At 35.1% G+C, this 21,496-nt stretch carries 19 protein-coding genes; 14 read left to right on the top strand and 5 right to left on the bottom strand.

Annotated elements, in window-relative coordinates; all coding sequences use genetic code 11:
* Window positions 1–292: 292 nt before the first annotated feature.
* The 3 genes from C0975_RS07665 (at window position 293) to yccS (ending at window position 3,962) form a co-directional block, all read left to right on the top strand.
* The gene (locus C0975_RS07665; RefSeq protein ID WP_101775809.1) at window positions 293–1,009 is read left to right on the top strand and encodes a porin family protein; all 717 of its coding nucleotides are present in this window, start codon (window positions 293–295) and stop codon (window positions 1,007–1,009) included.
* 332 nt (window positions 1,010–1,341) lie between these two features.
* Entirely contained in the window at window positions 1,342–1,794 is a 453-nt protein-coding gene (locus C0975_RS07660; protein ID WP_101775808.1) for a YccF domain-containing protein, read from the top strand.
* Window positions 1,795–1,808: 14 nt separating this feature from the next.
* Window positions 1,809–3,962, top strand: coding sequence for a YccS family putative transporter (gene yccS, locus C0975_RS07655; protein WP_101775807.1), 2,154 nt, complete (start codon window positions 1,809–1,811; stop codon window positions 3,960–3,962).
* Here the strand turns inward: yccS and smrB are convergent.
* Window positions 3,942–4,448 carry an endonuclease SmrB gene (gene smrB / locus C0975_RS07650; RefSeq protein WP_101775806.1) on the bottom strand — a complete coding sequence of 169 codons (507 nt, stop codon included), beginning with the start codon at window positions 4,446–4,448 and terminating at the stop codon, window positions 3,942–3,944. The genes yccS and smrB overlap by 21 nt on opposite strands.
* Before the next feature lie 123 nt (window positions 4,449–4,571).
* Between smrB and prmB the strand changes: the two genes are divergently transcribed.
* Window positions 4,572–5,513 carry a 50S ribosomal protein L3 N(5)-glutamine methyltransferase gene (gene prmB, locus C0975_RS07645; protein WP_101775805.1) on the top strand — a complete coding sequence of 314 codons (942 nt, stop codon included), beginning with the start codon at window positions 4,572–4,574 and terminating at the stop codon, window positions 5,511–5,513.
* A gap of 103 nt (window positions 5,514–5,616) precedes the next feature.
* Here the strand turns inward: prmB and C0975_RS07640 are convergent, their stop codons facing one another.
* The 3 genes from C0975_RS07640 to C0975_RS07630 all read right to left on the bottom strand — a co-directional run bounded on the left by C0975_RS07640 (window position 5,617) and on the right by C0975_RS07630 (window position 9,075).
* Window positions 5,617–6,657, bottom strand: a complete 1,041-nt coding sequence (locus C0975_RS07640) for a porin (RefSeq protein WP_101775804.1) — start codon at window positions 6,655–6,657, stop codon at window positions 5,617–5,619.
* Between the two features lie 180 nt (window positions 6,658–6,837).
* Entirely contained in the window at window positions 6,838–7,890 is a 1,053-nt protein-coding gene (locus C0975_RS07635) for a porin (protein ID WP_101775803.1), read from the bottom strand.
* A gap of 174 nt (window positions 7,891–8,064) precedes the next feature.
* Window positions 8,065–9,075 carry a porin gene (locus C0975_RS07630; RefSeq protein WP_101775802.1) on the bottom strand — a complete coding sequence of 337 codons (1,011 nt, stop codon included), beginning with the start codon at window positions 9,073–9,075 and terminating at the stop codon, window positions 8,065–8,067.
* A gap of 703 nt (window positions 9,076–9,778) precedes the next feature.
* Here C0975_RS07630 and rsxA point away from each other — a divergent pair.
* The 10 genes from rsxA to C0975_RS07580 all read left to right on the top strand — a co-directional run bounded on the left by rsxA (window position 9,779) and on the right by C0975_RS07580 (window position 19,305).
* On the top strand, window positions 9,779–10,360 hold the full coding sequence (gene rsxA / locus C0975_RS07625; protein WP_101775801.1) for an electron transport complex subunit RsxA: 582 nt from the start codon (window positions 9,779–9,781) through the stop codon (window positions 10,358–10,360).
* The gene (rsxB, locus tag C0975_RS07620) at window positions 10,357–10,953 is read left to right on the top strand and encodes an electron transport complex subunit RsxB (RefSeq protein WP_101775800.1); all 597 of its coding nucleotides are present in this window, start codon (window positions 10,357–10,359) and stop codon (window positions 10,951–10,953) included. Before rsxA ends, rsxB begins: the two co-directional genes overlap by 4 nt.
* Before the next feature lies 1 nt (window position 10,954).
* Window positions 10,955–13,012 (top strand): electron transport complex subunit RsxC, encoded by a 2,058-nt coding sequence (rsxC, locus tag C0975_RS07615; RefSeq protein ID WP_101775799.1) that lies wholly within the window; start codon window positions 10,955–10,957, stop codon window positions 13,010–13,012.
* Window positions 13,013–13,030: 18 nt separating this feature from the next.
* A complete protein-coding gene (gene rsxD / locus C0975_RS07610) occupies window positions 13,031–14,077 on the top strand; it encodes an electron transport complex subunit RsxD (RefSeq protein ID WP_101775798.1) in 1,047 nt (348 codons plus the stop codon).
* Window positions 14,078–14,086: 9 nt separating this feature from the next.
* Window positions 14,087–14,704, top strand: coding sequence for an electron transport complex subunit RsxG (gene rsxG, locus C0975_RS07605; protein ID WP_101775797.1), 618 nt, complete (start codon window positions 14,087–14,089; stop codon window positions 14,702–14,704).
* On the top strand, window positions 14,701–15,426 hold the full coding sequence (locus tag C0975_RS07600; RefSeq protein ID WP_101775796.1) for an electron transport complex subunit E: 726 nt from the start codon (window positions 14,701–14,703) through the stop codon (window positions 15,424–15,426). Before rsxG ends, C0975_RS07600 begins: the two co-directional genes overlap by 4 nt.
* Window positions 15,426–16,058 carry an endonuclease III gene (nth, locus tag C0975_RS07595; protein WP_101775795.1) on the top strand — a complete coding sequence of 211 codons (633 nt, stop codon included), beginning with the start codon at window positions 15,426–15,428 and terminating at the stop codon, window positions 16,056–16,058. Before C0975_RS07600 ends, nth begins: the two co-directional genes overlap by 1 nt.
* A 152-nt stretch (window positions 16,059–16,210) precedes the next feature.
* Window positions 16,211–17,575 carry a sodium-dependent transporter gene (locus C0975_RS07590; protein ID WP_379097852.1) on the top strand — a complete coding sequence of 455 codons (1,365 nt, stop codon included), beginning with the start codon at window positions 16,211–16,213 and terminating at the stop codon, window positions 17,573–17,575.
* 59 nt (window positions 17,576–17,634) lie between these two features.
* A complete protein-coding gene (locus C0975_RS07585; protein WP_101775794.1) occupies window positions 17,635–18,468 on the top strand; it encodes a glycosyltransferase family 25 protein in 834 nt (277 codons plus the stop codon).
* A 21-nt stretch (window positions 18,469–18,489) separates the two neighbouring features.
* Window positions 18,490–19,305 (top strand): glycosyltransferase family 25 protein, encoded by an 816-nt coding sequence (locus tag C0975_RS07580; RefSeq protein ID WP_101775793.1) that lies wholly within the window; start codon window positions 18,490–18,492, stop codon window positions 19,303–19,305.
* 81 nt (window positions 19,306–19,386) lie between these two features.
* Here C0975_RS07580 and C0975_RS07575 read toward each other — a convergent pair whose 3' ends face one another.
* The gene (locus C0975_RS07575; RefSeq protein ID WP_101775792.1) at window positions 19,387–21,324 is read right to left on the bottom strand and encodes an ABC transporter ATP-binding protein; all 1,938 of its coding nucleotides are present in this window, start codon (window positions 21,322–21,324) and stop codon (window positions 19,387–19,389) included.
* Window positions 21,325–21,496 lie beyond the last annotated feature (172 nt).

Raw genomic sequence — 21,496 nt, 5'->3', positions numbered from 1 at the left:
AAATACAATCATTCCAACAAATACATGCTTTTGGACCTATGTCTTTTCGACTAAATATCCTCAAATAACTCAAAAAACCGTTGCTTATACACGATAGGAGTTTATTATTACATCGATTGAGCCTCGCCAGTTCTATTTCTTAGGCTTGTGTTATCTTGTATTGCATGAAGTTAATACTTCAGTTTTATCTATAATATGCTTTACTCTTAACCATCCAATAATTAAAATGTGAAACGAGTAGGATTACCTGCTACATCATTATTGTTATTATCTTTTTACATGGAACGTTATTATGAAATCTAAGTTATTCATTTTGAAAACCTTATCACTTGTCTCTGTTTTAGCCACCGCCCAAACTAGTGAGTTTAATTTTTATGGCAAAGCAGGAATTGATTTAACTTCTCGTTTTGAAACAATGAGAGTGCGGCTAGAAAATATAGACTTTCCGACTTCTGCAAGTACTAAGAAAAATACATTTTCGCCAAGTATTTTTTTAGAAACAACTTATAATGTTTTGCCACAACTTGAAGTTGGTTTGGGTACAGGTTATATAAAACGTAAAGGTTTTGACCATTCTGCTTCTATTAATGAGCCTGGTGGCATAATTGAGAGAGAAACATATAAAATAAATCGTTACTCTTCTATTCCGCTGTATTTGACCCTTAAGCACAACTTTGCTATTAATGATAATGCAAAAATTTACTATAAAAGCGATTTGGGGTATTCATTTAACAAAATACGTAATACGTCATATGCTATCCGTTCTTATAAAGGAAAAGATATAGTACAACCAGAATTTAAAGCACCTGTTCATATGAAGGCTAAAAATGGTCTTTATTTAGGCTTAGCTATTGGAATTGAATATCAATCTTTCTTAGCTGAACTCGGATATTACCATACAAACTCAGCAATTACTTACCAATCTGATTATCGTCCACAGCATACTAAATATGTCCATAATTCATACAAAAATGACGCATTACGTCTATCTTTTGGTATTAAATTTTAAACGACATTTATATAAGCCAAAGCCGTCTATAGACGGCTTTTTTATGTTTTAAACTGAATAACAGAAAATCATTAATGACATTATCAGAGCAAATAACAAAACAAACAGAGCAAATTTTATTCCTCTGATAAGCATAATCATGCTGCTCACTATCCACTTTTTTAAACGCCATTTCCCTCTCAATTTGGAGTAACATAGAGATGTCACTCTCAAAGTGCGGTCTGTTTTTGTAAAATTTAACTAAATCATTATAATGTAGCTTGATAGTAGCCTATCTGTATAATGCTATCTTTTAGTGTTTATTTCAATTTACGTTTGGAGGGTAAATCACAATGGCATTAATTTTAAATATTCTTAACTTTGTACTCGGTGGCTTTGTCACAACATTAGGTTGGTTACTCGCTACCGCGGTCAGCGCAATTCTTATTATTACATTGCCTTATACAAGAAGCTGTTGGGAAATCAGTAAAATGTCATTAATGCCTTTTGGCAATGATATTATTCATGTGAAATATCTTGAGCCAACCAGCGCAATTGGTAACTCTTTAGGCACTGTGCTAAACATCTTCTGGTTTATCTTTTTTGGTTGGTGGCTTTGTTTGTGTCATATTTTTTCTGGCATTGCACAATGCTTAACTATTATCGGTATCCCTGTCGGACTTGCTAACTTTAAATTAGCCGGTATTGCTTTGTTGCCTGTTGGACAACGCGTGGTCTCCAAAGAAGTTGCTGAAATTGCAAGACAACAAGCAGCACAGCAACATTACAATAACCATTACAAATAAGCGAAAGGACTTGAATGAACAACTGGCTGAATGCAAAAGTAATTGCCACAATCCCTATTTTTATTGCGGTTAATATCGCAGCCTTTGCTATTTGGTTATTTAATATTTCACAACAAAGCATGCCATTGATCTTAGGGATTATCGCAGGTGGTTTAGTTGATCTTGATAACCGCTTAACTGGTCGGCTTAAAAATGTATTTTATACACTTATTGCTTTCTCTATTTCTTCACTCGTTGTTCAAATCAGTATTGGTAATGGTTTTCAATTTACGTTGCTAATGACAGCTATTACTTTTCTTTTCACCATGGTTGGAGCAATTGGTCAACGCTATAGTACAATTGCATTTGGCACACTTGTTATCGCCTTGTACACCACCTTATCTTACACGCCTGATACGATTTGGTTCATCAATCCAATCATGATTTTATGTGGTACTCTGCTCTATAGCATAACCACATTAATTGTTCATCTGTTTTTTCCTAATCGTCCAGTACAAGAAAGTATGGCAAAATCCTTTCTTGCTTTAGGCGAATATTTAGATGCCAAAGCGCTATTTTTCGATCCTGATGATATAGAGCAATTAGGTAATAAAGAAGTCAACTTAGCCATGAAGGATAGTACATTAGTTGAAGCATTTAATTCAGCACGTACCGCTCTGTTTTATCGTATCCGTGGTCAACACCGCCATAGTCGAACCACAAAAATGATTCGCTATTATTTTGCTGCACAAGATATTCATGAACGCGCTAATTCCAGTTTGTTCAATTATCAAGCTATTGCAGAACAACTGAAAAATACCGATCTTATCTTTCGTATCCAACGCTTGTTTGAATTGCAAGCGCAAGCTTGCCGTGAAATTGGTTTAAGTTTGCAACAAAACAAAGAATATAACTATAACAATAAAGTTGAGAAAGCGATTTTAGGACTCAATCAATCTTTCGAATTTTATGCACAAACCCATCTTGAAAATGAACAAATTTTACTCAACCTTAAAACATTGATCGAAAGTTTACAAGCCGTAGAATGGCAATTAAGTCATTTAGATCAAGAATCTAACCAAAATGAACGTTCTGCGACAGCACAAATTCATACAGAACAGATACGTGGACTCAGTAATATTCTCTATACAATTAAAAGTCACTGCCACTTTAATTCACAATTATTCCGTCACGCTGTACGATTATCTATCGTCGTATTCACCTCTTGCGCTATAGTAGAATTCTTCCAACTCGATCGAGGTTACTGGATCTTATTAACTTCAGTTTTTGTTTGCCAACCAAATTACTCTGCGACGAAAATGCGTTTAAGACAACGTATCATTGGTACAATTTTAGGTGTCATCATTGGCTCATTATTACCTTATATTAATCCGACTCTGGAATTACAGTTGGGATTAATCGTCACAACCAGTACTTTATTTTTCTTCTTTAGAAGTAATAATTACAGTTTTTCAACATTCTTTATCACGTTACAAGTCTTAATCAGTTTTGATGTCATGGGGTTTGATATTCATGAAGCAATGTATTCTCGTGTCCTAGACACTTTCATTGGTGCGGCGATTGCTTGGTTTGCTGTGTCTTACTTATGGCCTGATTGGAAATATCTTCAACTGGACAAAGTCAGTCGCCAAGCGATTAAAAGTGATGCCAAATATCTACTTTATATCATTAGCCAGTTACAATTTGGTAAAGGGGATAATTTGAAATATCGCATTGTGCGCCGTCACGCCCATGAGAATGCAACAGCGTTAAGTACAACAATATCAAATATGAATAATGAGCCGAAAAAATATCAAGCACATTTACGAAAAGGATTTGAGCTACTCAAAATAAATTATTCACTGTTAAGTTATATTTCTGCATTAGGTGCATACCGTAGTAATATGAAACAATTACAACAAAATACAGCATTTCTCTCCGGTTTTTATCCGATCGCAAAAAAAATTATCTATGTATTAGAACATATTGAAAAGCTCAGACCTGAGGTGTTCACTAAGCTACAAGAAAGAATTAAACAGGATTTAAAACAAGCTAACGCGCAACAATGTGAACATTTATTACAACCGCAATTTAGTGTGCCAATTCAACAACTTAATATGATTAGTCAAATATTGCCGTCACTTTATAGCACTTTCCAGCAAATGAAATTAGACATCAAACAAGATTAAAATTGCTGCATCGCCACCCCATTCTTTCGGTGCCTGATGTAAAGCTCGAATTTTAGGATGTTGCACTAACCAACGTGGAATTTGACGCTTCAGCACATAAGAACCATAACCTGTCATGACACTTGCACAATAAATATGTTCGTTTTCACAAGCTTGAATCAAACTAGCCAATTCCAATTTAGCTTGTTCGCGAGTTAACCCGTGTAAATCGAGAAATAATTCAGGCGAGAAATCACCTCGCCGCAATTGTTTTAACAAATGGGAATCTTCCCCTTCTCGCAAATATTTCACCGCACATTCTTCATTCAACAGAGGTTCATATTCATCAGAAAAATAAAATAACGTATCTTCTTGTTCACGAATTTGTTTTAACGGTGATTTCTTTATTTTTTTATTCTGACGAGGTGCAACAAAAGTATCTTGTTTTAAGGCTTTCACACCTTGAGTTACTGTACGAAATAACTCAATATCTTCTGGTTCTAGCATACTCACTTTAGCCTAATTGTTAACATTTTATTATGATACCACATTATTATTTGCGTCGATTTCCAAAATTTAATTGAATATGGTATAACTACGCCACTTTTCTCTTTTAGTAACAGGCATACTATGACATATAACCAAGATCTTATTGAAACCATTATCTCTGATCAGGTACATCATGAATTACATTCTATCCAAGATTTCTTACGCTGGACTTACAGCACATTTAATCGCGCAGATATTTATTATGGTCATGGTTATGACAATGCTTGGGATGAAGCATTACAGCTTATTTTAACTACACTTGACTTACCTATTGATTTTCCTGCTGAGCTATATGGAGCTAATTTAACTCGTACGGAGAAAGAAGTCCTCTTGCGCCTTGTCATTCAACGCATTGAAAAGCGCATTCCCGTCGCTTATCTTACTAAGCAAGCATGGTTTTGCGGTTTAAATTTCTATATTGATGAACGTGTTATCATACCGCGTTCGCCAATTAGTGCACTCATCCAAACTGGCTTCGCCAATTTATTAACAACAGAGCCAAAACGTATTCTAGACATGTGTACTGGTAGTGGCTGCATAGCCATAGCTTGTGCAGAACAATTTCCACAAGCGGAAGTGGACGCGGTTGATCTTTCTGCTGATGCATTAAGTGTTGCTGAAATCAATATTGAGCGTCATAACATGCTACATCGTGTATATCCAATACAATCAGACTTATTTAATGATTTACCCAAAGATCAATATGATCTGATTGTGACGAACCCACCTTATGTTGACATGGAAGACTTAGCTGATATGCCAAAAGAATTTCAGCATGAACCAGAAATGGCATTAGGCTCGGGTATTGATGGACTAGATATCACTAAACGTATTCTCGCCGCAGCACCAGATTATTTAGCAGATAATGGTGTATTAGTTTGCGAAGTGGGTAACAGTATGGTACATCTTATGGAGCAATATCCACAAATTGTATTTAACTGGGTTGAACTAAAAAACGGTGGAGTAGGTGTTTTTGCTATAACTAAAGCCGAGCTTATTAAGCATCATACTTTATTTCAATAAGCATTAACAAAAGTGCGGTCTGTTTTTACAAAATTTTAAGAACAAATATTTAGACAAAAAAGACCGATTATTAAATCGGTCTTTTCGTTTTACTGTAAAAAGATTAGAAGAATACGCGTAAACCAACGCCGTATTTATTATCTCTCTCTTTAGTGACTGGGTACATATTATCACGTGAACGCACATTGGCATATTCAACGTAAGTCACCACATTTTTGTGGAATTGGTAATCAACACCAGCTAAATAAACCTGTTCTGTGATTTTATTATTACTAGCATCAATATCTTGATTACGTTGCCATTGCAAATACACTTTTGATGGCTCCATTACTTGATATTTTGCACCGACTAAAATATGCTTCGATTTAGAATTAAAAGTATCTAGAAACTCTAAGCGTGTCTGACCATATTCCGCTGCAAGCGCTGCTGGTCCGTAGGATACTTCAGTCGCAACACGCCACATGCTGCGTTTATTTGAAGTTGCAGTTGGGCGATATGTGTAGCCATTATCCTGAGTATCTACTGAATAACCAGCATTTAAATTAAATACTAAATCTTGCATTAACTCACGATTATAAAATACCGCAACACCGTAACCATATTTATAATCACTTTGTGCGGCTAACTGTGTTTTCTTCTTCGCATTACCAAATAAGTAATCTGCACCAAAGCTAAAACCATGCCATTCTGCGGAACGGAATTTTACTGATTTACCCGCATCTTCAGGTAAGTTATTATTACCACCAAAAGTGTAAGCATAATCACCTAATTGAACATCATCACCATTTGTTGTCTGTTTACCAAAAGTTAATGTACCAATTGGTTCATAAGTAAATCCTGCATAGAGTTTATCAACAGTAGGATTACCAATTGAATCACTAGTACTCTCTACACCTTGACCAAAACGAATTTCTAATCCACCTAACGCAGATAAACCATTTCCTAAATTATGACTCGCTTTAACTTCTAAACGTGAATCATCATTACGTAGATCACCACGCTGATTATCACCAAATTTACCTAAAACAAGACGTACTGAGCCACCAACTTCCACTTTAGTACCATCTTGTTCGTAAACAGTCGCTGCACTAACTGAAGTCGCTGTCACAGCTGTGATTGCTAGTGTAATTAATGTTTTTTTCATACAGCCTATTCCTTTTCAGAATCTTTATTAACTAAGTTAACTCTTAATTAATAATTAAAGAGTTGTCCAAATCAGCTTCATATGAAGTCGATTTTAATTATACTGGCAAAGAAATAAGCAGATGTCAAATAAAAAAGCTGATGAAAACTCATCAGCTTTATCTCTATATGAAGCTAAATATTAGAAAAACACACGTAAACCAACACCAATTTTCTTATCTTTTACTGTTGGATCTAGATGATCTTGCGGCTTAAATTTAAATGTACCTCCTTCTAAATAAGTCAATACATTTTTGTTTAACTGGTAATCAATACCAGCAATATAACCACGTAATCTCACTGTTCTGTCATAGGTTGTAACCGCTTTACCCCAAATAAAATCAGTATAAATCTTTGATTGTGGGATAAATTGGTACTTTAATCCTAACTCAATTTCACTAATTCGTTTGAACACATCATCCATCTGATTATTAGCTGGGTGCTTTTGATCACGCCAAGTCATTGTTGCAACATCACCGCTTTTTGCTCTTGAATAATCTAACGCAATAGCAAACTCTTTGTAAGATAATTCACCACCAACAGTCCATACTTTTTCATTAACGTCAAGCATTGCATCGCCAACTTTTTTACTACTATATCCAACAGCAAATCCCAATCCAAATTCACCTATGGTTCTATTGTAAAGTGCTCCTAATACATAACCGTAGTTATTAATATTTTTCTCACCATTTGCTTCTTGTTTAGCTGGAGATTCATCAAATACATAGTCTGCGCCAAAACTAAAACCATTAAAATCAGCTGATTTGAAATGAATAACTTTATCACCTTCTGTAATCAATTGATTCACACTACCTAAATTATAAGTATAATCAGACAATTCAATTTCATCACCAATAGTTAACTGTTTACCAAAAGTTAATGTACCCACTTTTTCATAGTTAAACCCTGCAAATAAGCGCGCCACTTTCATTTTATCGCCAATACCTACATCACTAAAACGAAGTTGAGCTTGAGCTAATGCAGTTAAACCATGCTCTAAGTTATGAGTGACATCAAAAGTAACACGTGAACCACTATCTTTTAAATCTGTACGCTTATTTGTTTCTTTTTGTAAAAGTAAACGAACAGATCCACTTAAATCAACTTTTGTGCCATCTTGATTAAATATAGTTGCTGCATTTGCTGAAGCAGTAGCTAATGCTGACACGACTAATGCAATAATTGTTTTTTTCATATAAAACTCCCTTTTAGAATTATCAGTTATTCAAATATCAGAGCAAAGAATCACGGCAAATAGTTACAACCTTAAAATATTGTAACAGTTATCTTTACATATCATTACAAAACAAAATTCATTGAATAAAAAGCCAGTGAATGTCACTGGCTTTTATGATATAACTTCAAATAATTAGAAGAATACGCGTAAACCTACACCAACTTTATTATCTTTTTCTGTCACACCATCTTCTTTATATCTGAATGTACCAGCTTCTAAATATGTGACAACTTGTTTGTGTAATTTATAATCTACACCAGCAATATAACCACGTAATTTAACATTGCTAGTTTCATCTTTTGCTTTACCCCAAATAACATCAGCGTAAACTTTAGATGCTTCAACGATTTGATATTTTAAACCTAATTCAAATTCACGTACTTTATTGTACATTACGCCATCACGCCATTTCACTTGTTCTGCTTTATTAGAGCTTTTCACTTGTGAATAATCTAAAGCTACAGCAAAAGGTCCATAAGAGAATTCAGTACCCGCAGTCACTGCTTTATTACTTACATTTTCTGCTACTTTTTGTTGGCTATAACCAGCTTCAACGGCAAAGCCAAATTCACCCATTTTTCTGTTATATAATGCACCTAATACATACGCATTTTTATTAACATTTTTCTTATTATTAGCTGTATCATATTTAGCTGGATCTTGTGCAAATACATAGTCTGCACCGAAGCTAAAGCCATTGAAATCTGCAGATTTAAAGTGAATTACTTTATCACCAGCACTAACTAACTTATTCACACCACCTAAGTTATAAGTGTAGTCTGATAAACCGATGTCATCGCCGATGGTTAATTGTTTACCAAATGTTAATGTACCAACACCTTCATAGCCAAAACCTGCATAAAGACGTTTAACATGGATGCTATCACCAAAGTTTTTATCGCTGAAACGTAATTCAGTATAAGCTAATGCACTTAAACCTGAACCTAAGTCGTGGCTTGCTTTGAAAGAAACACGTGAACCTTTATCTTTTAAATCGGTACGATTATCAGTTTCTTTTTGTAAAAGTAAACGAACAGAACCACCTACTTCTACTTTGGTTCCATCTTGGTTATAAACTACTGCTGCGTTTGCTGAAGTTGCAGCTAAAGCCGCTACTGCTAATGCTACGATTGTCTTTTTCATAAAATCACTACCTTGTTGTTGGAGTTTTATAACTTAATTAAGTAACGAGTCACTTAATCAACCTAAAATCGACGTTGAAACTATTGCTAGTTTCGTAATTTTTGCAAATGCAAGATAACAAAGCTCCTATATATTGTCAAAATAATGTTCAATTCTGATATTTTTATTTTTTCATTACAAAACAACAAGTTAATTAAAATCCAAATAAATAAATTCAAATTAAAAATGTTAGGAAGATCACAAATATAAAGATTTCTTAATAAAAATGAACTTTCTTCAAACAAGTTAACACATTGATTTTAAATAAAAATAAAACAATAACACGGTAAATCAATGGATGTTCAATAGAAAAAATAGTCAATTTTCAAAAGTTCATTTCAATTTTGTGATCCATGTCACAATTTTACTAATTGATGTCTAAAGAATCACCTAATTTTTAGCTCTTTTAATTAATAAATAAAATAAATCTTCTCTTTAAAAAACAAGGAGAAACAAACAAAATATTATAATAATCACGCTAAAAATAACTTCTTGTTATAAAAGAAATATCACACTATCCATCAGTTTTTCTAAAGTTCGATTCTTATGCGTCTATTATTTCGACTAACCCAAATTTTTTATTGTTCTCAAAACAATAAATAGCGATAATATGCCTCTTAAATTCAGGGCGCTTATCATTTTACCAGCCCAATAAAATAGAATTATGACTGAATATATCCTACTCATTATTAGTACAGCATTAATTAACAACTTCGTCCTTGTTAAGTTTCTAGGGCTCTGTCCTTTTATGGGCGTTTCAAAAAAAATTGAAACTGCTATTGGTATGAGTTTGGCAACTATGTTTGTGCTAACTGTTGCTTCTATTTCAGCCTATTTAATTGACACCTATATCCTTTACCCATTAAGTGCGACTTTTCTACGCACTCTTGTTTTTATCTTAGTTATTGCAGTTGTGGTACAATTTACTGAAATGGTCATCAACAAAACCAGCCCAACTCTTTATCGTTTATTAGGTATCTTTCTTCCTTTAATTACCACTAATTGCGCTGTACTTGGTGTCGCACTATTAAATATTAACTTAGCACATAACTTAACGCAGTCAGTAATTTATGGGTTTGGTGCCTCACTTGGCTTTGGTCTAGTCTTAGTTTTATTTGCTGCATTGCGTGAGCGGCTAGCTGCTGCAGATGTTCCATCAATATTTAAAGGTGCTTCAATTGCATTAATTACCGCAGGTTTAATGTCGTTAGCTTTTATGGGCTTTACTGGATTAGTGAGACTATAATGACTTCAACAGTATATTTAATCCTGATTACTATTGCTGTGCTTGCACTTATTTTCGGTGCAATCTTAGGTTTTGCTTCAGTAAAGCTTAAAGTCGAAGCTGATCCCATTGTAGAAAAAATCGATGCCTTATTACCTCAAAGTCAATGTGGGCAATGCGGTTATCCTGGTTGTAAGCCCTATGCTGAAGCCATTGCAAATGGTGATGATATCACTAAATGTATTCCCGGCGGACAAACCGTTATTATTAACATCGCTGAATTAATGGGGGTTGAACCACCCTCTACAGATATTGACGGTGATCCAACACCAATAGTTGCTTTTATTGATGAAGAGATGTGCATAGGTTGTACTAAATGCATACAAGCCTGCCCAGTCGATGCGATTATTGGCACCAATAAAGCCATGCATACGATTATCCCTGATCTCTGCACTGGCTGCGAACTTTGTGTACCACCTTGCCCAACAGATTGTATTTCAATGATCAAAGTTGAAAAAAATATTGATAATTGGAATTGGAAATTCGATTCGAAACTTATTATTCCTATTGTTGATACCACAACAGCACAAAAGAAAGTGATTAAAGGGGAATAATATGGATATTTTAGCGCGTTTTAATTCTGGCAAATTATGGGACTTTAAAGGCGGAATTCATCCACCTGAACGTAAATCTCAATCAAACCATAAACCAATTCGCCCAGCAAAATTAGTCGATAAATTCGCTATTCCAATTAAACAACACGCGGGTTCTGAAGGAAATTTATTAGTTAAAGTCGGAGATTATGTGTTTAAAGGGCAACCTCTCACTCAAGGTGATGGTTTACGAACACTCCCTGTTCATGCTTCAACCTCTGGTTTTATCACAGCCATTGCACCCCATGTTGCGCCACATCCTTCTGGTTTAACAGAACTTTGTGTACATCTTGAAGCCGATGGTCAAGATCAATGGCGCCAACAACAACCTATTGACGATTTCTTGGCTCAAACCCCAGAGCAACTGATTGAAAAAATTTACCAAGCAGGTATAGCTGGGTTAGGCGGTGCAGTATTTCCTACTGCAGCCAAAATTCATTCTGCTGAAAAACAAATCAAACTATTAATTATTAATGGTGCAGAATGTGAGCCTTATATCACTTGTGATGATAGGCTGATGCGTGATTACCCAGAGGAAATCATCGAAGGCACTCGTATTCTACGTTACATTTTACGTCCTGAGAAAGTAGTTATTGCTATTGAAGATAACAAGCCAGAGGCAGCTAAAGCATTACGCCAAGCACTACAGGGCGCTAATGATATTGAAATCCGTGTGATCCCAACTAAATACCCTTCTGGTGCAGCAAAACAACTTATTCAAGTCTTGACAGGGATGGAAGTACCTAGTGGTCAACGTTCTTCAAGTATTGGTGTACTTATGCAAAATGTCGGGACTGCTTTTGCAATCAAACGTGCAGTAATGGATGATGAACCCTTAATTGAACGTGTTGTCACTTTAACAGGTGATAAAGTACGTAAGAAAGGGAACTATTGGGTGCGTTTAGGCACACCTATTTACCAATTATTACAACAAGTCGATTATCAATATGATGCCCGCTTTCCTGTTTTTATGGGAGGACCGATGATGGGCTTTATTCTACCCGATTTAAAAGCGCCAGTGACTAAAATGACTAACTGTTTGTTAGCTCCAGATCACTTTGAATATGCTCCACCAGCACCAGAACAATCTTGTATCCGTTGTTCAGCTTGTTCAGACGCTTGCCCAGTTAACTTAATGCCACAGCAACTTTATTGGTTTGCGCGCAGTGAAGATCACGAAAAATCAGAACAATATGCTTTAAAAGATTGTATAGAATGTGGATTATGTGCTTATGTTTGCCCAAGTCATATCCCACTTATTCAATACTTCCGTCAAGAAAAAGCTAAAATTTGGGAAATTAAACAAAAAGCTAAACAGGCAGAAGACGCTAAAATTCGTTTTGAAGCACGACAAGCTCGTTTAGAACGTGAAGAGCAAGAACGTAAAGCTCGTTCACAAAAAGCGATGGAAGCACGTCGTCAAGAAATGAAATCAGAAAACGGAGTTGATCCTGTACAGGCAGCACTTGAGCGTTTGAGAGCGAAAAAGATAGAAAGTAGTGATACAACAAAAGCCAAAGTAAAAACAATTATTAGTGAAAAAGGTGAATTATTACCAGACAATAGCGATATTATGGCACAACGCAAAGCGCGTCGTTTGGCTCGTCAACAAGACATGAAATCACAAGATAATACTAGTGCACAAGAAAACCAAACTTCTGAAAATTCAACCGCACTTGAATTAACGATTGATCCCCAAAAAGCTGCTGTGACTGCCGCTGTTGCCAGAGCAAAAGCGAAAAAAGCCGCACAACAGACACAAAGTGCGGTGGAAAAAATCACGATTTCTGCCGACACAGTAGTAATCGATGAACAAGATCCGCGTAAAGCAGCAATTGCGGCAGCTATCGCTAGAGCAAAAGCGAAAAAAGCTGTACAACAGACACAAAGTGCGGTGGAAAAAATTACGATTTCTGCCGACACAATAGCAATCGATGAACAAGATCCGCGTAAAGCAGCAATTGCGGCGGCTATCGCTAGAGCAAAAGCGAAAAAAGCTGCACAGGAAAATAAAGAATAAAGATAAGAGAAAACCAAAATGTTTAAAATGGTAAGCTCCCCACATACTCATTCAGGTAAGCTCACAATGCGTATTATGTTGTGGGTGATTTTAGCAATGCTACCTGCAATTTGTGCACAATTATATTACTTCGGTTTTGGTGTACTCATTCAAGCCAGTTTAGCCATCAGCTTTGCTTTATTGCTAGAATGGGGAGTGACTTTATTACGCAAAAAACCAGCGTTATGCTATATCTCTGATTTTAGCGTCACTTTAACCGCACTTATTCTTGCTGTTGCCATCCCACCTTATGCCCCTTATTGGTTAATCTTAATTGGCATATTTTGTGCTGTAATTCTCGGTAAACACGTTTACGGTGGATTAGGACAAAACTTATTTAACCCAGCAATGGTTGGTTATGTTGTACTGCTTATTTCATTTCCGCTACAAATGACAACTTGGCTTCCTCCTGCTAGTTTATTAAATGAGCCGCCAACAATTGCAGATGCTTACCATCTTATTTTTACTGGATTCAGTACAGATGGATTTAGCTTACATCAATTGACCACTTCAGTTGATGGAATTACACAGGCTACACCACTTGATAGCGCTAAAATAGTACTAAAAGAAGGTGAATATCAACACTTACTTGCCTCGCCAATTTTCGCGTCACATCTAGCCATTGGTTGGTGGCAAATAAATTTAGCCTTTTTGTTAGGTGGGATTTTCTTGATTTGGAAACGAATTATTCACTGGCAAATCCCTATTGCAATGTTGAGCACATTTATATTTTTTGCAGGTATCACTGAATTACTCTATCCAGCACAACATTTGAAAATGATTGCACACTTATTTAGCGGTGCGATGATGTTTGGTGCTTTTTTTATTGCGACAGATCCTGTTACTGCCTCTATTACACCACGTGGTAAATTAGTGTTTGGTGGATTAGTTGGTCTGTTGACTTATATTATCCGCTTCCATGGCAATTATCCTGATGGGGTCGCATTTGCCGTTTTATTAGGCAATATTTGTGTACCATTAATTGATCACTACACTCGTCCACGTGTTGCAGGCTATCGTAAATAAGGAATAATGATGAAAACAATCAAAATTTCAACTTATTACGCCTTGTTACTTGCATTTATTGCGTTAATTTGCACTGCATTATCAACAGGGGTATATTTTTTAACTAAAGATAAAATTGCTGAGGAAATCAATAAACAACAACGCATATTATTGTTACAAGTTGTCCCACAGCAATATTTTGATAATGTACTGAGTGAAAACTGTTACGTTCCTACTAGTCAAAAGTTGATTGTTAATCGAATAAAAAATATCTGCGTAGCAACAAAAAATCAGCAAAAAACAGCCTATGCGATTGAAACTATCGCACCTGATGGTTATTCAGGCAATATCCGTTTACTTATTGGTATAACGCCCTCTGGCGAAATACTTGGTGTGCGCGTACTAGAACACCAAGAAACACCTGGACTAGGCGATAAAATTGAAACTCGCATTTCAAACTGGATTTTAAGTTTTACTCATCAACAAATTAACGCTAATAACTTAAATGAATGGGCAGTAAAAAAAGATGGGGGTAAATTTGATCAATTTGCTGGCGCCACTATCACGCCACGCGCAGTAGTTAATCAAGTAAAAAATGCAGCGTTAAATATGTTAGATGAATTGAATCAAGAGAATAATAGACAATGAACGAAACTTTACCAAAACAGACCGCACTTTCTGATCAGCATACACGTTCTTTAGAAACGCCAAAAGCACAATCAGAAAAACAGCCAAATACGATCTGGCAGGAGATTTTTTGGCAAGGCGTATGGAAAAACAACTCAACTCTAGTTCAATTATTAGGATTATGTCCATTACTCGCAATTTCAAATAGTGTTACTAATGCATTAGGCTTAGGACTTGCTACTATGCTAGTATTAATTTGTAGTAATACTGTTGTGTCTTTATTCCGTAAACACATTCCTCATGAAATTCGAATTCCAATTTATGTCATGATTATTGCGACTACTGTCACAATGGTCCAATTATTAATGAATGCTTATACTTATTCACTTTACCAATCCTTAGGCATTTTTATTCCTCTTATCGTAACGAATTGTATCGTGATTGGACGTGCTGAAGCATTTGCTTCCAAAAATTCCCTCTCTCATTCAATCTTCGATGGTTTCGCGATGGGATTTGGTATGTGCTTAAGTTTAATAGTACTCGGAGCAATTCGTGAAGTACTCGGAAATGGGACGTTATTTGATGGAATAGAACACTTATTGGGCGATTGGGCAAAAAGTTTACGTATTGAATTATTCCAATTAGATAGTCACTTTTTATTAGCTATTCTCCCCCCCGGCGCATTTATTGGTTTAGCGCTTGTTTTAGCAATAAAAAATTTTATTGATCAGTATAAAAAATAATGAATAAACAAAAACGAATTGAGATTTTAACTCGTCTACGAGATCAAAATCCGCATCCAACAACAGAACTGAATTATAGCTCACCTTTTGAGCTATTGATTGCGGTTATTTTATCTGCCCAAGCAACAGATAAAGGGGTAAATAAAGCAACGGATAAACTTTTTCCAGTGGCAAATACACCGCAAGCCATTTTAGCCTTAGGTGTTGATGGGTTAAAAGAATATATTAAAACGATTGGTCTATATAACAGTAAAGCAGAAAATATCATCAAAACTTGTCGCGATTTAATTGAAAAGCATAATGGTGAAATTCCTCAAAATCGTACTGCACTTGAAGCGTTAGCTGGTGTTGGAAGGAAAACAGCCAATGTGGTATTAAACACTGCATTTGGTCAGCCAACTATTGCTGTCGATACACACATTTTTCGAGTTTCTAATCGTACAGGATTTGCACCAGGTAAAGATGTTGTAAAAGTAGAGGAAAAATTACTTAAAGTTGTCCCTGATGAATTTAAAGTCGATGTCCATCATTGGTTAATCTTACATGGACGCTATACCTGTATTGCACGTAAGCCACGCTGTGGTTCCTGTATTATTGAGGATTTGTGCGAATTTAAGCAAAAAACGGAATAAAATTCCTCTTTTATTATGATTTACTACTAATAAATAAGGTAAAAGTGAAATCAAAAAGTTATCTTACTTGCATACCTAACAAAAACGACGAAAGATAATCTTTTCATTCTCAGTTGAGAATAAATAAATTTTTTAATAATTTGGATTTAATTATGACAACAAAACAAGAAAGACAAACTTGGTCTAGTCGACTTACTTATATTATGACAGTAGCTGGAGCAACTGTCGGTTTTGGCGCAACTTGGCGCTTTCCTTATTTAGTCGGTGAAAATGGTGGCGGTGCTTATGTGTTTTTATTCTGTTTAGCTATGCTCCTAATCGGCATTCCAATGATTCTTGTAGAAAATGTGATTGGTCGCCGATTACGTGTCAATTCCATTGATGCTTTTGGTGACAAATTAGAAACACGCAATATTTCAAAATATTGGAAAATCATAGGCTATTTAGGCTTACTCGGTGCCTTTGGTATCATGGCATATTATATGGTACTGGGTGGTTGGGTAATCACTTATATTATCAATTTAATTACAGGTACTCTTGATATATCAGTACCGATTAGCAAAGAAATTGCAAAAGATTTTTACGATTTACACATTAGTAACAGTCCCATTGAAGTTGCGTTATATACTCTATTGTTTGTTGCTGTAAATTACTTTATTCTCGCTAAAGGAATTATTGGCGGGATTGAACGCGCTGTAAAATACTTAATGCCATTATTATTTATCTTCTTAATTGGTATGGTTATTCGTAATATTACGTTACCAGGCGCAATGGAAGGTATTATCTTCTATCTCAAACCAGACTTCTCTAAAATTACACCACAATTATTCGTTTTTGTATTAGGGCAAGTATTTTTTGCTTTAAGCCTTGGTTTTGGTGTGCTCATTACACTTTCAAGCTACTTAAACAAAGAAGAAAATTTAATTCAAACCGCAATTATTACTGGCTTTACCAATACGATTATCGCCGTACTTGCTGGCTTTATGATTTTTCCTTCACTTTTTACTTTTGGTATTGCCCCAAATTCTGGACCAACTCTCGTCTTCCAAAGCTTACCTATTGTATTTTCACATTTATGGCTAGGAAAAATCTTTGCAATCATTTTCTTTAGTTTGTTACTTATTGCTGCCTTAACAACTTCATTAACTATCTATGAAGTGATTATTACTGCATTACAAGAAAAACTGAAAATGCGCCGCAGCAAAGCAATTATTCTCACGCTGGGTAGTATCTTTGTTTTCGGCAATATCCCTGCTATTCTTGGTGATAACTTACTCAAAAATGTCACTATTTTCGGCAACAGTATTTTTGATACATTTGACTACGTCAGTGGTAATATTTTATTTATGTTAACTGCCTTTGGATGTGCTATTTTCGTTGGTTTCGCGCTGAAAGATGATGCCAAAAAAGAACTCTCTTCAAATCCAAATTCGACATTCACAATAATTTGGTTCAACTATGTAAAATTTGTCGTTCCTCTTATTATTTTAGTTATTTTTGTGAGTAATTTGTTGTAAGATTAAACAGGAGAACAAAAGTTCGCCTTTTCATTATCCTAAATTTTGAAGGTTATCTCATGCATACTAATTATGTCATTAGCTTAACGAATGCTCACAGGCGTCGAGAGCACATCATAAAAGAATTTGGTCGCCAAAACATACCATTTGAGTTTTTTGATGCTTTAACCCCATCAAAATACTTAGATGATACTATCAATACTTACTTACCCAATCTTGCTCAAGCCTCCTTATCAGCGGGAGAAAAAGCCTGTTTCATGAGCCATTTTATACTTTGGCAAAAATGTTTGAATGAGAACTTACCTTACCTTTTTATTTTTGAAGATGATATCTTATTAGGTAAAAATGCAAATGCTTTTTTAAATGATGAAAAATGGTTAGAAGATCGCTTTGACTTGACTGACAGTTTTATCTTACGTCTTGAAACATTTTTACAGCCTGCAAAATGTGAAAAAACAAAGATTACACCTTATTTAGAAAGAGAATTTAATTCCCTTAAACAAGTACATTATGGTACTGCGGGTTATATTATTTCTCAACAAGCTATAAAAAATCTGATTAATACATTTAGACAATACAATAGCAATGATTTAAAGCCGATAGATATGATACTCTTTTGCAAAAGTTTAAATGATCCTCAACAAAATATATTTCAACAGTCTCCCGCACTGTGTGTACAAGAACTCCAATTTAACCAGAATAAGAGCCAGTTAAAAAGTCAATTAGAGCAAGAACGTATCCACATAAGACAGCAGAATAAAACAATAAAACCTAAACGCACCTTTAAAGAAAAGCTACAACGGCTCAAGCATAATATTATTCGTGCCCTGAAAAAATACCAACGTATTAAGCAACGGCAAGAAGCCCTAAAACACATTATTCCATTTAAATAACTTAATATATTAGGTTACATTATGAATACTAACTATGTAATTAGCATCGTAACAGCAGCGCAGCGCAGAGAACATATTGAAAAAGAATTTAATTCTAAAAATATTCCATTTGAATTTTTTGATGCGATGACGCCATCGGCTCAATTAACAGAGACAATTAATCAGTTATTACCTGAATTATTATCCCATCCAAATCAAACTCTAGGAGAAAAAGCTTGTTTGATGAGTCATTTAACGCTTTGGGAAAGATGTATAGATGAAAATATGCCTTTTATCACAATTTTTGAAGATGATGTTGTACTAAGTAAAAATGCACATCTATTTTTAAACAATTCTGACTGGATAACAGAGCGATTCTCTAATGAAGCATTTATTATTAAAATAGAAACAGTTTTACAATTAGTTAATACTAAATCTTCTAATGTTCCTCCTTTATCACATTATTCTTTCCCTAAATTAATTAGTGATCACACTGGTTGTGGGGGCTACATTATATCCCAAAAAGCAGCAAAACTCTTATTAATAGAATTCAATAAATTGACAAATGAGCAACTAAGACCTATTGATATTTTAATATTTGATACTTTTTTAAAATATCCTCTAGTTTCTATTTATCAGTTAGAGCCTGCAATATGTATACAACTTTGTGTAAAATATCCTCAAGAGTCAGACGAGAAAGAAGAATTACAAAGTCAACTTTTTAGTGAGCGTAAACAAAATAGGAAAATAAACCCATATAAAAGGAAATTGTCACTATGGCAACTATTAATTAAAGGCCTTACTAAACCTTACCGCTTATATAAAAAGAAACAAAGAAAAGTCATCCCATTTGAATAACCAATCGTTCCCAAAAGTAAATTTCTAAAAAACTAATTAATAAAAAATAAGAGCGATTTTCCCCGCTCTTATTTTTTTCACCTATCTCAAACTCTTCTTCTCCTCTAACTCTTCCCAGCGCATGAAAGCCTGCTCCAATTGCTGTTCAGTATCTGCTAAGGTTTGTAACTTGGCAGAAGTATAATCATGTGGTTGTTGAAAAAATTCTGTACTACTGATTTCTGTTTGTAACACAGCGATTTTTTCTTCTAATTCTTCCAATAACTGCGGTAGTTGTTCTAACTCGCGCTGTTCTTTGTAAGAAAGTTTACTTGCGCGCTGTTGATTTTTAGTCGTACTTGAAACTTGAGAAATTTCGACCGCACTTTGTGGTGGAATATGTTGTTTTTTGAGCACCTCTTGTTGTGCCTTGTGGGCAAAATAATTAGTTTGTTGCTGTTTAGCCTCATGAAAACCACCAACATATTCATTGATAATCCCATTGCCTTCAAACATAAAACATTCTGTAGCAGTATTATCAATAAATTGACGATCGTGGCTTACAATTAATAATGTTCCCTGATAATCTGTTAAAATTTCCTCTAATAATTCCAATGTTTCAACATCAAGATCATTAGTTGGCTCATCAAGAATTAATAAGTTATTGGGTTTTAATAATAATTTTGCCAGCAATAAACGATTACGCTCACCACCAGACAATGCTTTAACTGGTGTCATTGCACGTTTCGGTGGAAATAAAAAATCTTGTAAGTAGCCTAAAACATGACGTTTTACGCCATTCACTTCAATATCTTGTTTTCCATCTGCAACATTATCCATAACTGTTTTTTCAGGATCGAGATCGGCACGATATTGGTCAAAATAAGCAATATCTAATTTTGTACCACAACGCACAGTACCTGATGTTGGTTGAATTTCCCCTAACAATAATTTAATAAACGTTGTTTTACCACAACCATTAGGACCAACTAACGCAATTTTATCGCCGCGTAATATGGTTGTACTAAAGTGTTGGACTAAAGTTTTACCCGCCACTTCATAGCTGACATTATCCAATTCAAATACAATTTTGCCTGAGCGACTAGAGTTATCGATTTGTAATTTCGCTGTGCCTAATACCTCTCGACGTTGACGCCGTTCTTCACGCAGCGCTTTTAATGCGCGTACACGCCCCTCATTTCGCGTTCTACGTGCTTTAATACCCTGTCTAACCCACACTTCTTCTTGTGCCAGTTTTTTATCAAAAAGTGCATTTTGAAGTGCTTCGATACGTAAATTTTCTTCTTTAGTTGTTAAATATAAATCATAATTACCAGGGTAAGAGACTAATTTACCGCGATCAAGATCAACAATGCGTGTTGCCATTTTGCGAATAAATGAGCGGTCATGAGAAATAAACACCATACTGCCAGCAAAATCTAATAAAAACGCTTCTAACCATTCAATGGCATCTACATCCAAATGGTTCGTTGGTTCATCTAATAACAAGACATCAGGCTCACAAACTAAAGCTCGCGCTAACGCTGCTTTACGCAACCAACCACCAGACAATTCTGTCAGTAAAGTATCTGGATTAAGTGCGAGTTTAAGTAATACTTCTTTAATTTTACTTTCAAAGCGCCAACCATTGGCATGATCTAACTTTGCTTGAACTTGAGCTAATTGGCTTAAAAGAGTTTCATTATAATCTTGGGCTAATTTTGCTGAAATATAATGATATTCTTTCAGCAAATCAGCCAAATGTCCGATCCCTTCTGCGACATAATCAAAAACATTCCCTGCTGCATGACGAGGTGGATCTTGCTCTAAACGTGAAACAACAATATCTTGTTCAAACTGCAATCGACCATCATCCATCACTACATCACCAGATAAAATTTTCATTAGAGTCGATTTTCCAGCACCATTACGTCCAACTAAGCAAACGCGTTCACCAGCTTCAATATGTAATTCCGTATGATCTAATAAAGGATGATCACTAAATGAAAGGTAGCCATTCGTTAAAGAAATTAATGCCATAATGCCTCATTGTTAATTTTATTGTTTATATCATTTTCGCCTATCATAAGTGGCTATATTTTACTCTGCAAAAATCTATTGAGTTTTGTATCATTTGCTCACAATCTAAAAGTTAAATACAACAAATAATACACCTAAAGTGCTACTCAATAAGATGGAAATTGATAAATTG

The sequence above is a fragment of the Pasteurella oralis genome, from assembly GCF_002850605.1.
In the GTDB taxonomy this organism is placed as follows: domain Bacteria; phylum Pseudomonadota; class Gammaproteobacteria; order Enterobacterales; family Pasteurellaceae; genus Pasteurella; species Pasteurella oralis.
Note: the sequence above shows the minus strand (reverse complement) of the source record. Positions and strands in the feature narration are given on the sequence as shown.